At 47.8% G+C, this 14271-nt stretch carries 9 protein-coding genes; 6 read left to right on the top strand and 3 right to left on the bottom strand.

The window, feature by feature from the left end; genetic code table 11:
• Nucleotides 1-22 precede the first annotated feature (22 nt).
• Nucleotides 23-1924, top strand: coding sequence for a bifunctional diguanylate cyclase/phosphodiesterase (locus METBU_RS0117405; protein ID WP_017841839.1), 1902 nt, complete (start codon nucleotides 23-25; stop codon nucleotides 1922-1924).
• Nucleotides 1925-1929: 5 nt separating this feature from the next.
• Nucleotides 1930-2607: a transglutaminase-like cysteine peptidase gene (locus METBU_RS0117400; RefSeq protein ID WP_014150100.1), complete on the top strand. Its 678-nt coding sequence runs from the start codon at nucleotides 1930-1932 to the stop codon at nucleotides 2605-2607.
• Between the two features lie 23 nt (nucleotides 2608-2630).
• On the opposite strand, the gene METBU_RS24610 is transcribed toward METBU_RS0117400, so the two are convergent.
• The 3 genes from METBU_RS24610 to METBU_RS0117385 all read right to left on the bottom strand — a co-directional run bounded on the left by METBU_RS24610 (nucleotide 2631) and on the right by METBU_RS0117385 (nucleotide 5593).
• Complete coding sequence (locus METBU_RS24610) at nucleotides 2631-4001, bottom strand: TolC family outer membrane protein (RefSeq protein ID WP_017841838.1); 1371 nt, start codon at nucleotides 3999-4001, stop codon at nucleotides 2631-2633.
• 139 nt (nucleotides 4002-4140) lie between these two features.
• On the bottom strand, nucleotides 4141-4929 hold the full coding sequence (locus METBU_RS24605; RefSeq protein ID WP_017841837.1) for a vWA domain-containing protein: 789 nt from the start codon (nucleotides 4927-4929) through the stop codon (nucleotides 4141-4143).
• Nucleotides 4930-5254: 325 nt separating this feature from the next.
• Complete coding sequence (locus METBU_RS0117385; RefSeq protein WP_014150103.1) at nucleotides 5255-5593, bottom strand: hypothetical protein; 339 nt, start codon at nucleotides 5591-5593, stop codon at nucleotides 5255-5257.
• An 87-nt stretch (nucleotides 5594-5680) separates the two neighbouring features.
• Between METBU_RS0117385 and METBU_RS0117380 the strand changes: the two genes are divergently transcribed.
• From METBU_RS0117380 to METBU_RS24600, 4 genes are all read left to right on the top strand, one after another.
• A complete protein-coding gene (locus METBU_RS0117380) occupies nucleotides 5681-7861 on the top strand; it encodes a type I secretion system permease/ATPase (protein WP_017841836.1) in 2181 nt (726 codons plus the stop codon).
• 17 nt (nucleotides 7862-7878) lie between these two features.
• Nucleotides 7879-9219 (top strand): HlyD family type I secretion periplasmic adaptor subunit, encoded by a 1341-nt coding sequence (locus METBU_RS0117375; RefSeq protein ID WP_014150105.1) that lies wholly within the window; start codon nucleotides 7879-7881, stop codon nucleotides 9217-9219.
• A 10-nt stretch (nucleotides 9220-9229) separates the two neighbouring features.
• Nucleotides 9230-9865: a response regulator transcription factor gene (locus METBU_RS0117370; protein ID WP_014150106.1), complete on the top strand. Its 636-nt coding sequence runs from the start codon at nucleotides 9230-9232 to the stop codon at nucleotides 9863-9865.
• 447 nt (nucleotides 9866-10312) lie between these two features.
• Nucleotides 10313-14271 (top strand): hypothetical protein (locus METBU_RS24600; RefSeq protein ID WP_017841835.1); only part of this gene is annotated, 3959 nt, incomplete at its 3' end.

The raw sequence follows: 14271 nt of genomic DNA, 5'->3' as shown, positions 1-14271 counted from the left end.
ATCAATCAATTAAGGCGTTAATATGTCATTGTCTAAACAATTGCTTTTGCTAATTTCGTTGATTTTTCTGGTTATTTTCAGCATCAATTTTGCGTTGAGTTTAAACAAGATCAAAAGTTATCTGGAAATCGAAGCCCAGGTTCATGCTCAAGATACCGCAACGTCTTTAGGCTTGTCCCTCAGTCCTTATATGACTAACGAAAGCGATCCCATTTTAGAGACGATGATCAACGCGATTTTCGATATGGGTTATTATCGCGAGATAAAGTTGGTCAACGTCGACAATAAAACCTTGATCAAAGTAACCAACGATAGAGTGTTTACCGAGGTTCCTCAATGGTTTGTCGAATGGCTGCCTATGCAAACTGCAACCGCATCGAGCGAAATCAGCTCCGGCTGGATGTTAAGCGGGACGATTTTTGTTTCGACCAACCCGGGATTCGGTTACCTAAAACTCTATCAATTGGCCCAAAGCGCCATGACGTTTACGTTGATTACTTTCGTCGGCGCGGTTTTATTGTTATTTTTGATATTACGTTTCGTTTTATCGCCGCTGAAAAATATTAATGCATTGGCCTTATCGATTGCGAAAGGACAGTTTAAAACCATCGAAAATATCCCGTGGACAACCGAGGTTAAAAATGTCGCCTTATCGATGAACTTAATGTCGAAAAAAATCGAAGGCGTCATTAACAACCTGAATCATAAACTGGACGGTTTAGGGAAAAAATTACACAACGACGAATTGACCGGCTTGCTCAAAAAAAGTTGTTTCGAGTCGGACATGAAACAATTGTTCCTGAACAACACAGAAGCCTATGTTTTCATTATTAAAATAGATAGCCTAACTAAACTGACGAAAGAATACAGCGACGATCGGGTCGATGCGTTTTTGAAAACGTTCGCTCAGTCTCTACAAGACATTGCCGCTCATTATCAATCTCATCAGGTGACACCCTACCGCCTGTTAGGTTCGGAGTTCGCTTTGTTGGGCCGAACTTTGAATCGAAATCAAGCCGAGCATTTAGCGCAGTCGTTGATCGATTCGCTCACCGAGCTCGCTGAAGAATACGAGCACACCGATATTGCTCATATCGGAATTTCCTCGATAAATCCGCTCGGAACGCCGGCAATTAGCTTAGCCTCTGCAAACGAAGCTTTCGAACAAGCACAACTGATTGGCGCTAACAGCTACTACATCAAAGAAGACAGCATTTACGCCAAGGACATCGGCGAGTGGAAAAACCTGGTATTCGACGTCATCGATAACCGCAGCTATGAGATTTCTTACTGCGAGCCGATTAAAGACCTGAGAAACGAGCAAGTTCTGATCGAAGAAGCTTCATTTCATGTGCTAGATTCCGAAGGAAATCCCGTCCCGATAGCCCCGTTTGTCGCGATAGCAGAAAAATTTACAAAAATCATTGAGTTGGACCGCGACATCATTCGTCATGCACTTGACTGTATCGACGCACAACATCTCCAGCACGCGATTGCCGTCAATGTTTCGACCCGAACGATCAAGAATGCCGAATTCAGAACCTGGTTGGTCGAACAACTCAAATATCGCCCCGCCGCCAAGCAATTGATTTTCAACATTGCGACTTATGCCGTTTCGAAAGACTTCGACGCTTATCGAGAATTTTTCCGGTTTACTAGAACTCTCGGCGCCGAAATCATGATCAAGCGATTCGAACCTCAGACGATGAAATTGGAGCACATCAAAGACTTGCGCCCCGACTATATCCGTTTGACACGCGAATTAAGTAATAATTTGACCGATCATGAGGCAAAAACAGACTTTATCGAAACCATCGTGCAGGCGGCAAAATTACTCGACATCAAGGTCATTGCCGAAAACGTCAAATCCGATAAAGACTATGCAACGCTTCGTGATCTCGGCATTGATGGTGCCAGTCGATAATTCTCATGACGATAAGCGTTTTACGACAATGGCGCCTGATCAAGTCGATCTGCTTGTTGGTCGGCTTGTGTCTGAGTCTGTTTGCAACGGCTCAAATCGACATCAGTTCGGAGCTATTGTCACGAGTCGAAAACAAATATGGTGTAGCGGGGCGTCAGCGTGTCGAAGCTTGGAAACAATTGCTGGAAAACCCCGACATTAAAATATTGTCGGCGCGAGAAAAACTCAAAAAAGTCAATGATTTTTTTAATCAAAAAATTGACTTTGTCGATGATATTCTTTTGTGGGGCGTGGAAGACTATTGGGCGACACCGGTCGAGTTTTTGGCTCAAGGTGCTGGAGACTGTGAGGATTACGCCATCGCCAAATACTTTACGCTAAAAATACTGGGAGTCCCCGATGACAAATTACGCATCACCTATGTCAAAGCCGTGGAGTTGGGACAAGCACATATGGTTCTGACATATTTCGAGACGCCACGCTCAGTGCCGCTAGTTTTAGATAATCTCATCCCTCAAATCAAGCCGGCAACCGAACGCGGCGATCTGATACCGGTTTATAGTTTCAACGGTTCGGGGTTGTGGTTGGCCAAAGCGCGAGGCAGCGGCCAACGTGTCGGCGGATCCGATCGATTGAGTCTTTGGACCGATCTCACGAACAGGCTGCTACAGGGCAGCCTGTAAGGCGTCTTTTCAGTACGCTCCTCTCAATTGAAAAAACGGGCATCCGCCTGTTGTTCTTCGGTGATTGGTTTGATCTCTTCCGGCAAGTCCGTTCCCAAAAACCGGTTCAATTTCCCCATGCCGGCCAAAATGCGATAACGCGCCGCAAGTTCGTTATACATGGCATCGGTATAGGCTATGCTGGCCATATAGACCTCGTTCGTCGTATCCAGCAAATCTAAAAGCGTGCGCTGACCGATATTGAATTGACGCTTGTAAGCCTCCAGCGTCTTGATGCTGGAAGTTCGATGCGATTCAAAAAAAGCCATTTGGTTGTTGAGCGTTTGATAAGCGACCCAGGCCAGCCTAACACTTTCCATAACCTGTCTATAGGTATTGTCTCTTATGTTTTTGGCTTGAGCGATTTCGTGAGCGGTTTGGCGGCGTCTGGCGATGTCTCGCCCGCCATTGAATAAGTTGTATCGCACGCGAACCATGGCCGTTAAGTCTTCATTGACGCCGCGAATACCACCTGTGTCGTCATTGTTATCATAACTCACTTCAAAATCGACCCGAGGATAAAACGGCGCCGACGCGGTCTCATGCTGCGCTTTCGATTCTTTGATATCCGACTCAGCTTCTTTTAGCGTAGGATGATTCGCCAAAGCCAATTCGATCGCGTCATCGAGGTTCGACGGTATGTCGCCGTTTTCCTTCGATGGGCTGGGTGCTTCTTCCAATGTTTTAGGTAATACGCCTATGACGCGATAATAGCCAGTCTCGGCATCTTGCAAATTACCTTGTTGAGCGAGAAAATTCGATTCTGCGTTGGCAAGACGGCCGGTTGCTTGATCTAGGTCCGATCTACGGCCGACCCCGCGCTCGGTCCGCAGCCTGATTTGACTAAAAATACTGCGATGAGTATCGAGGTTTTCCTGCGCCAAATCCAATAAGGCTCGATTTCGTAGCATTTCGATATAGGTTTGAGCAGCTTGAAGACCAATGATTTCGGATCTTCCGAAAACTCTATACGCCTGCGCATCGGTTTTGAACGTAAACCGGTCGACTTCATGCGGCGTTTCAAACCCATCGAAGATCATTTGTCGAAATTGTACCGATGATTCGGTTCTGCCAAATTGATTGACGCCTCCCCTTTGATTAGTACCGCCAAACCCTCGCGTGAACGGCGTATTCGCTCTTTCCAAACCGTAACCGGCGGACACATCGATCTTGGGTAAATAATTCGCCTTGGCTTGATCGATTTCTTGTTCATAAGCCAAACGTACCGATCTGGCTTCCTGAATCTCGGGATTCTCGTCGAGAGTACGTTGTACGGCTTGACGCATCGACTCGGCATGACTTGGCAAAACAGTCAAACTCAATGCCAAACAAAAACCTAACAATGGCTTCTTCATATCTATTTTTTCCGTTAATGTTATATCCCGCACCCGTTTCGTTTACCGAGTAAATATACCTATCGTAGATCTAAGGCACCGGGGTGCCTCCTTGGGCACTACCGAAATTTGAAGTGCGAAAGGTATAGATTACGGACAGTTATTCGGTCTCATTCTGATTTTCATGCAAAACGACCGAAGCAATAAAGGCATCGAAACCGGTTGCCGGGTAAATGGTCCTAGATGTAGTATAAAAACCGCAACCGCCTATATCCGCAAGTTTATTTAACATCGATTGCCCCGGTATATCACTCGAATTTCCTGTCCATACCGTGTAAATGCAAATCGAATCGCCGTAACGGGCTTTCAGAACCTTGGCGAGCGTCACCGGAGAAGTGATGTAACCGTTGCCATCGCTAATGATCAATAACGCCGTTTGCCCTGAAATCGAAGACAAATCCGCTACGACTTCTTCAAGCGCATTAGTCAGCGTCGCGCCACCGCTTACGCACTCTTGTTGGCCTAGGCTAGACAGCCATCGATCATGATCATGGGGCTCGAGCGGGTAATCCAAACGGCTAAGCCGCCAGTCCAAACAAGGCCCAAAGCCAAATCGTCGAAGCGCGACATTAATGTCGAGCCCTTCGATACTGTTGTTTATCCGAAACAATAGCTCTCTGGCTACCGAAAATTTTGTTGGCTTGGCATCGCCGGGAAAATCGTTATCTTGATCGGCATTGCCATGATAGGCTTCTTTCATCGAAGACGAGCTATCCAAGAGCACATAAACGTGATCGGCTTTTTGTTGATAGCCGTGGTTTTGAATCAAATGATCGAGCTCGATCGTTTTTATCGGCCGGAAGGTTCTGATTGGCTGTTCTGCACAAGCGCTTAACGCAATCGCTATCGGAAAAATTGTCGTCAGTAAGATTTTTTTTATTTTTATCATAGAAGAATTATGGGTGTTACGAGATCGATGATCTCTTAACGTTCAAGCGAGCTATTTTAACGAATGTTCGTACGCTCAATATACCTTTCGCACTTCAAATTTCGGCAGTGCCAGAGGAGGGACCTGGGTGTCCGGTCGATTTTCGCTCCTGCAAAATCGACATTCACGCCATCCATGGCGCTCACAAAGGCTTTGCCAGCATGGAGCTGGCATAGAGCCTATATGGACGTATTCACGGCGTCCTTTGGCGGACACCCAGGCGCCGAATTTTGATCTACGACGGGTATACATCCTTATCAATCGCGGTTCTCAAACGAGAGTATTGCTAAAATATACCTTCGTCCGTATCGATCAATGGTGAAAGAGAAATCATATCCGAACGCAGTCGCTGACGTTTGGAGAGTTTTTCCTGAGCAAACGGCGGTAATTCGGTAATAGCAAACACCTGTTTTTTTATCAATAGATCCACCACGTCTTCCAAAACCCGAATAAGCTCTAAGTCGGACTCTTCTAGTTCCTGCAAGACTTTGTTCGACAAGGACTGAGAGTGTCGATACTCCAAAACCTCGGGTTCGTCATCGGTCAACCATTGTGCATCAATGGCCGTTTCGGTGTCATATAACGCTATAATCTTTCCCGCGCTATCGCGTATTGCATAGGGCATAAGTTATCGTAAAAGTAACCAAAAGCGTTTTCATTCTAGTACAATCAAACGCTTTGTAAATAATTATTGGCAGCGACAATAACAACAATGAGCCTATCGAATTCGGAACAAGCGGGGAATATAGAAATAGCCGGCGGCAACGACAACGACAGTTCGTCGGTTAACGATCCTTTACTGAATGCATTGTTGGTCTTATGTAAATTGTTGCAAAACCCGCACTCCGCCGATGCGTTGACGGCCGGCTTGCCCTTGGAAAGCAATCGCCTGACTCCGGATTTATTTCCGAGAGCCGCCAAAAGAGCGGGCCTGGCGGCAGGTCTTGTCGTCAGACCGCTCGATCGAATTTCCAATTTGGTCTTGCCCGCCATTTTGCTGTTAAAGCAAGGTCAAGCCATAATCCTGCTGTCGAGAGATGGCAACCAATGTAAAGTTCTGTTTCCCGAAACGGAAGACGGAATAAAAACTGTCGCGCTGAACGAACTTAACCAAGATTACACCGGAGCCGCCTTTTTCGTTCAACAAGAGCATTCTTTCGACAGCCGCATCGACCAAACGCAAGCACCCAAGTCAGTACACTGGTTCTGGGATGTCATTTTCAAGTCCTGGCCGATTTACAGCGAAGTCTTGATGGCTTCGTTTCTGATCAACCTCTTCGCGATATCCACGCCGTTTTACGTCATGAACGTGTATGACCGAGTGGTGCCTAATCATGCGCTGGAAACCTTATGGGTCTTATCCACCGGCATGCTGATTATCTATACTTTTGAATTCGTCATGAAGAGCTTACGCAGTTACTTCATCGACACCGCCAGCAAACGTGCCGAAATCATCTTGTCAGCTACTTTATTCGAGCGCATCATGGGCATCAAAATGGAATCCAGGCCAACGTCACTAGGCGTGTTTGCCAATAATTTCAATGAGTTCGAGTCATTTAGAGACTTTTTGACCTCGGCAACACTAACCGCATTGATCGATTTGCCTTTCACGATTCTTTTTTTGATCGTCATTTGGTATCTTGCGGGAGACATGGTAATCATTCCGTTGACCGTCATTCCGGTCGCATTAGTCAGCGGGTATTTCATTCAAAAGCCGTTGAGAAAATTGTCGCAACAATTATCCCAATTTTCGTCGCAAAAAGGAGCAACGCTCTACGAATCGTTATCGAATTTGGAAACCATCAAAGGCGCCAGCGCCGAAGGACAGTCGCAAAAAAAATGGGAAGAAACCGTCGCTTATATGAGTAAGCTGAGCGTGAAATCCCGTTTTTACTCGTCTTTTGCGACTAATCTCATCACTTTTTTACAGCGCATGACCTATCTGATGGTCGTTATTTATGCAGTCTATTTAATCATCGAGGGCGAATTGACGGTAGGCGGCCTCATCGCCTGTACGATTTTGACACGCCATGCTTTGAATCCAATAGGAAAATTCGCCGCGTTGTTGACGCGTTACGATGCCGCCCGAACTGCGTTAGAGTCATTGAAACAATTGATGAATCAACCCGTTGAGCGCGACGAATACAAAAAATATTTACATCGCCCCAAATTCAAAGGCTCCATAGAATTTAAAGATGTGACTTTCAGCTATCCAAATCAACCGATCAAGGCACTTGAAAATGTCTCATTCAAGATCGATGCCGGCGAACATGTCGCGATACTCGGACGAATCGGGTCCGGCAAATCGACGGTCGAAAAATTGTTACTAGGGTTTTACGAGGTTCAATCCGGCGCAATTCTGATAGACGGCACCGATATTCGTCAAATCGATCCATCCGACTTACGCCGTCAAATCGGTTACGTGTCTCAAGACATCTCGTTGATGCACGGCAGCGTCAAAGACAACATTACGCTCGGCGCCCGATACGCAGACGACACGATGATTTTACAAGCCGCACAATTAGCCGGAGTGACTCATTTTGTTGACAAACACCCGCAAGGCTTCGAAATGCCGGTCGGCGAACGCGGGCGCTCGTTGTCTGGGGGGCAACGGCAAAGTATTGCCGTAGCTCGCGCACTGCTGTTGTCCCCACCCATTTACGTGATGGACGAGCCGACCAATGCAATGGACAACAGTACCGAAGATGGTTTCAAAAAACGCTTGGCCCCTCATATCAGGGATAAGACACTATTATTGGTGACGCATAAAACGTCTTTGTTAAGTTTGGTGGATCGTTTGATCATTATGGATAACGGACGAATCATAGCGGACGGCCCGAAAGACCAGGTTCTCAACGCTTTAAAACAAGGTCAGATCAAAGTTTCCAGTTAATCGGAGAGGATTCAACAGTGTTTTTAAATTCAAGCGCGCGCGAAAAAGACGAAGACGCTCGATACATAAGCGACATCTATGCCGGTGTGCTGTATCGCTCCTCGTTTCACAGCCATCTCATTTTGTGGCTAACCGCTTTGTTTACCTTAGTCGCATTGGCTTGGGCAAACTTCGCGATGCTTGACGAAATCACGCGCGGTTCCGGAAAAATAATTCCTTCCACCAGACTACAAGTCATTCAAAATCTCGAAGGTGGAATTCTGGCTGAAATTCTTATCCGCGAGGGCGATATCGTCGAAAAAGGCCAACCGTTAATGCGCCTCGATGATGTTCGCTTTGCCGCAACCTTCGGCGAGGAACGCATCAAACAATTCGAGTTACAAGCACAAATCGCAAGGCTGAATGCATTGGTCAATAAAACGCCACTGCTAATCCCCGAAACCATCGAAACCAACTACCCCGAATTAGCGCGGCAAGCTCAACGCTTGTATGAATCCAAAAAAGAAGAATATCAATCGACCTTGGAAACCATTCAACAACAAGTTTCTCAACGCGAACAAGAACTCGTTGAGGCGGAATCGAAAATATCACGTTTGACGGATAGCTATGCGATGCTGGCCAAGGAACTGGAATTATCGGAGCCGCTGGTCGACTTTGGCGCGTTGTCCGAAGTGGAATTATTACGCTTGAAAAGAACGGCCAACGACTTACAAGGAGAACTAAGAGCCACGCAACTGTCGGTACCGCGTTTACGCGCTGCGCTGAAAGAAGCCAAAAGCCGTATCAATGAACATCAAACACAATTTCGCACGGCTCTTATCCAGGAGCTTAATGACGCTAAAGTTGGATTCGATCGCATTGCCGAATCGATGCGCGCTACCGAAGATAAAGTCAGCCGCACGTTGATCAGAGCCCCCGTTAAGGGCACAGTCAAGCAAATCAAAATCAACACGATCGGAGGCGTTGTTCAGCCCGGCATGGATTTGATCGAAATCGTACCGTTTGAAGATCAACTGCTCATACAAGCCGAGATCAGGCCGTCCGACATTGCCTTCTTGCATCCGGGTCAAAAAGCCATTATCAAATTGACCGCCTACGATTTTGCGATTTACGGCGGCTTGGAAGCAACCTTGGATCATATCAGCGCCGATACGATTACCAACCCGGAAGACGGTAAAAATTATTATCTTATTCGTTTGACCGCCAAACAAACTTATTTCGAAAGACATGGGGATCTGTTGGACATCATTCCGGGCATGACCGCCGATGTCGAAATTTTAACCGGCAAAAAAAGTGTTTTGGACTACTTACTGAAGCCTATTTTACGTGCCAAAGCAACCGCGATGCGAGAACGATAAGAACGTAACGATGACAGCTTCGATTCTAATCATATCCAGCTCGAATACTACGTTGAATAAATGGCGCTCAGCGCTATCCAACAATTATGTCGTCGAGTTCGCCGATCGAATGGAATCTATAGATAATCGCTATCAACTGGTCATCATAGAAACAAGTTTTATAGATCGAGAACGCCCCCCTTATCAATTCATAAAAAATTATTCGGGCCGGGTTTTGTTGATCGGACATAATTGGCCCGATAGTCGGCAAATAGAGCTCATGACAGCCGGTGCAGCCGGGTATTGCGAAGAAGACGTCGGCACAAAAATTATAGGAATAGCCGTATCGAGAATTTTAAAAGGCGATCTCTGGATGAAACGTCACCTGGTTTCGAAAGTAGTCGCCGAACTGGTCAAAATTGCCCATTCAAGCACACCACCCCCACCCCATTCCACATCGGTCGATCTCGACTGCCTGACGCCACGCGAACATGAAGTGATCGAACGGGTTCAAAAAGGTCTGAGCAACAAATTGATCGCGTCCGAGCTCGATATTTCGGAAAGAACTGTCAAAGCTCACATGACATCTATTTTCCATAAATTAAATATCCCCGATCGATTTCATTTAGCCGTTTTGCTTAACGATAGAAAACAAGAATCGAATTAGAACTTTTTAAAACGGTAATTATACTCATCGCAGATCAAAATTCTGCACCGGGGGTCCGTCAAAGGACAACCAGGCGCCGAATTTTGATCTACGACGGGTATATTAAATAACCTCCCTAAACCCTCACTGCCATTAAGTTAAGGGAAGCCCGTCATTCCGCCATGGACTGGCGGAATCCAGTGCCATGGATGGCAAGCTTTTGAGGCAAAGTAGATCCTGGATACAAGCATTACTTAATTCTGTAATGGCTTAACTTAATGGCAGTGCCCTAAACCCTCGGCAACTACTCCTGCGTTTTCGCTCTGTTCATTATGTCACAGTACCACACTGTACTTTTCGTACAATAGTCAAAAAACTAAAACCGTGGAACAATGAAAGCGTCAGTAAATTAATCAATAGCCTTTGACCGCAAGGTTACTATAATTATCAAAAGCTTGGAGAGCAATAATGGCCGTTCAAGGTGTCGTGTCAGTCATAGAAGGAACCGTTAAAGCCATCAGTGCCGATGGAACGGAACGCATTTTGAAAAGCGGCGATCTCGTATTGCCGGAAGAAAGGATACAAACCGACGCGAATAGTTCTATCGGCATCTCTTTTGATGACGGATCTTTCATTACACTAGGCCATAACGCAAATGAACTGATCAGCGAATTATTAGAATCCGGCAATGACTTACTCGAAACCTCCCAAGCTTTAGCAGACTCGGAAGAAGATCTTCTAAGCGAACTTGAAGATAGAAGAGACGCTATCCAACAAGAAGTTGACGAAATCCAACAAGCATTATTGGAAGGCGCAGATCCAAGCGTTGACTTAGAAGCTCCTGCAGCTGGCGCGCCTGGCACCGGAGACGTTACGGTATCGGAAGGAAGCAACGAAGGCAGTAGCACCGTCATCATTGAATACGAAGGCGATCAAGTCGACCCTGATGCTGGATACAGCACTATTGGCCCAAGTCAAGAATTTACCGAAGATAATGAAAGCTTCGATCCTCTTTTAGCGGAAGAAGGTGATACGGACACAGACACGGATACTGATACCGACACAGATACTGATACCGACACCGATACGGATACGGATACGGATACGGACACGGACACGGACACGGACACGGATTCCGACACCGATACTGACACTGATACGGATACCGACACGGATACCGATACCGATACCGACTCAGATACGGATACGGACACTGATACGGATACGGATACGGATACGGATACCGACACCGACACGGATACCGATACCGACACCGACACGGATACCGATACCGATACCGATACCGATACAGACACGGACACGGACACGGACACCGATACCGATACGGATTCCGATACAGATACCGATACAGATACCGATACCGATACCGATACCGATACCGATACCGACACAGACACAGACACGGATACCGATACGGATACGGATACGGATACAGACACGGATACCGACACCGATACGGATACCGATACCGATACGGACTTGGATACCGACACGGATACCGACACGGATACCGACACGGATACCGACACCGATACGGATACAGACACGGACACCGATACAGACACGGATACGGATACGGACTTGGATACCGATACAGACACGGATTCCGACACGGACACCGATACCGACACCGATACGGATACCGACACCGACACCGATACCGATACCGATACCGATACAGATACCGATACAGATACGGACACCGATACCGACACGGATACGGATACTGACACGGACACGGACACCGATACGGATACCGATACCGATACCGACACGGATACTGACACCGATACGGATACCGACACTGATACGGATACCGACACTGATACGGATACCGATACCGATACCGATACCGACTCAGATACGGATACCGATACCGATACCGATACGGATACCGATACAGACACGGATACCGATACCGACACAGATACGGACACCGATACCGACACGGATACCGATACCGATACGGATACGGATACCGATACCGACACAGATACGGATACCGATACCGACACAGATACGGACACAGATACGGACACCGATACAGACACGGATACGGATACCGACACGGACACCGATACAGACACCGATACAGACACCGATACAGACACCGATACAGACACGGATACGGATACGGACTTGGATACCGATACCGATACGGACACAGATACCGATACGGATACGGATACGGATACCGATACCGACTCAGATACCGACACCGATACAGACACGGACACGGACACGGACACGGACACCGATACCGACTCAGATACCGATACAGACACGGATTCCGACACCGATACTGACACCGATACTGACACCGATACTGACACCGATACTGACACTGATACGGATACCGACACGGACACTGATACGGATACCGACACGGATACGGATACGGATACCGACACAGATACGGATACTGATACCGACACCGATACGGACACGGATACGGATACCGATACAGACACGGACACGGACACGGACACCGATACCGATACCGATACCGATACGGATTCCGATACAGATACAGATACCGATACCGATACCGATACCGACACAGACACAGACACGGATACCGATACGGACACAGATACTGACACCGATACGGACTTGGATACCGACACGGATACCGACACCGATACGGATACTGACACGGACACGGACACCGATACGGATACCGATACCGACACGGATACCGACACTGATACGGATACGGATACGGATACGGATACGGATACCGACACCGACACGGATACCGATACCGATACCGACTTAGATACCGATACGGACACCGATACGGATTCCGATACGGATTCCGATACCGATACCGATACTGACACGGATACCGATACCGATACGGACACCGATACCGATACCGACTCAGATACCGATACCGACACGGACACCGATACGGATACCGACACCGACACCGACACCGACACCGATACCGATACCGATACAGACACGGATTCCGATACCGACACAGATACCGACACGGACACGGATACGGATACGGACACCGATACCGACACGGATACGGATACGGATACGGATACGGATACGGATACTGACACGGACACGGATACGGATACGGATACGGATACGGATACGGATACGGATACTGACACGGACACGGACACCGATACGGATACCGATACCGATACCGACTCAGATACGGATACGGATACGGATACCGACACGGATACGGATACGGATACGGATACGGATACGGATACGGATACGGATACGGATACCGACACGGATACTGATACCGATACCGATACCGATACCGATACTGACACGGATACCGATACCGATACGGACACCGATACCGATACCGACTCAGATACCGATACCGACACGGACACCGATACGGATACCGACACCGACACCGATACCGATACCGACACAGATACCGACACGGACACGGACACGGACACGGACACGGACACGGATACGGATACGGATACGGATACGGACACCGATACCGACACGGATACGGATACGGATACGGATACTGACACGGACACGGACACCGATACGGATACCGATACCGATACCGACTCAGATACGGATACGGATACCGATACCGATACCGATACGGATACCGATACAGACACGGATACCGATACCGACACAGATACGGACACCGATACCGACACGGATACCGACACGGATACCGATACCGATACCGATACCGATACCGATACCGATACCGATACGGATACTGATACCGACACAGATACGGACACCGATACCGACACGGATACCGATACCGATACAGACACGGATACGGATACGGATACAGACACCGATACGGACACGGATACGGATACGGATACCGACACGGATACCGACACGGATACCGATACGGATACAGACACGGACACCGATACGGACACGGATACGGATACGGATACCGATACGGACACCGATACCGATACCGATACGGATACCGACACCGACACAGATACGGACACCGATACGGACTTGGATACCGACACGGACACCGATACCGATACCGATACGGATACGGATACCGATACCGACACGGATACCGATACCGATACCGACACAGATACGGATACCGATACCGATACCGATACCGATACCGACACGGATACCGATACCGATACCGACACAGATACGGATACCGATACGGATACGGATACGGATACCGATACGGATACCGATACGGACACCGACACCGACACCGATACCGACACGGATACCGATACCGACTCAGATACGGATACCGATACCGATACCGATACCGATACCGATACCGACACAGATACGGATACCGATACGGATACGGATACCGATACCGATACCGATACCGACACAGATACGGATACTGACACCGATACGGACACTGATACGGATACCGATACCGATACCGA

The organism is Methylotuvimicrobium buryatense 5G (genome assembly GCF_000341735.1).
Lineage (GTDB): Bacteria > Pseudomonadota > Gammaproteobacteria > Methylococcales > Methylomonadaceae > Methylotuvimicrobium > Methylotuvimicrobium buryatense.
The sequence above is the reverse complement of the archived record's forward strand: the minus strand, read 5'-3'. Positions and strand labels throughout refer to the sequence as shown.

Excerpts from the sequence above, each read along its gene's own strand:
- METBU_RS0117405 (WP_017841839.1), top strand. The coding sequence starts at position 23 with ATGTCATTGTCTAAACAATTGCTTTTGCTAATTTCGTTGATTTTTCTG.
- METBU_RS0117400 (WP_014150100.1), top strand. The coding sequence starts at position 1,930 with ATGACGATAAGCGTTTTACGACAATGGCGCCTGATCAAGTCGATCTGC.
- METBU_RS24610 (WP_017841838.1), bottom strand. The coding sequence starts at position 4,001 with ATGAAGAAGCCATTGTTAGGTTTTTGTTTGGCATTGAGTTTGACTGTT.
- METBU_RS24605 (WP_017841837.1), bottom strand. The coding sequence starts at position 4,929 with ATGATAAAAATAAAAAAAATCTTACTGACGACAATTTTTCCGATAGCG.
- METBU_RS0117385 (WP_014150103.1), bottom strand. The coding sequence starts at position 5,593 with ATGCCCTATGCAATACGCGATAGCGCGGGAAAGATTATAGCGTTATAT.
- METBU_RS0117380 (WP_017841836.1), top strand. The coding sequence starts at position 5,681 with ATGAGCCTATCGAATTCGGAACAAGCGGGGAATATAGAAATAGCCGGC.
- METBU_RS0117370 (WP_014150106.1), top strand. The coding sequence starts at position 9,230 with ATGACAGCTTCGATTCTAATCATATCCAGCTCGAATACTACGTTGAAT.